At 70.5% G+C, this 268-nt stretch carries 1 pseudogene; it reads left to right on the top strand.

Annotated elements, in window-relative coordinates:
• Nucleotides 1-21: 21 nt before the first annotated feature.
• Nucleotides 22-268: pseudogene (locus tag J0695_RS42960) on the top strand (sugar phosphate isomerase/epimerase family protein); the annotation flags it as partial.

The following is a 268-nucleotide window of genomic DNA, read 5'->3' as shown; positions in this document are numbered from 1 at the left end:
GAGGGTGTTGCGGCCCTTTCCGTGGCCGCCACCAAGCGCGGCATCATCCTCTACACCGTGCGCGACGCGACAGGCCGCGACCCGCTCTCCAGCGACCTGCCCTCCGGCTTCCGTGAGGTCTTCAAGGAGCTGGCCCGATACGGCTACAAGCAGGTCGAGTTCGCCGGCTACGGGCAGCACGCCAACGCCCCCGGCGGCGCCAACCTCGAATCCGTGGAGGGCGCCAGACTGCTGCGCTCCTGGCTGGACGAGTACGGGCTGCGCGCCC

Origin of the sequence: Streptomyces beijiangensis (assembly GCF_017315755.1) — a bacterium.
Lineage (GTDB): Bacteria > Actinomycetota > Actinomycetes > Streptomycetales > Streptomycetaceae > Streptomyces > Streptomyces beijiangensis.
Note: the sequence above shows the minus strand (reverse complement) of the source record. Positions and strands in the feature narration are given on the sequence as shown.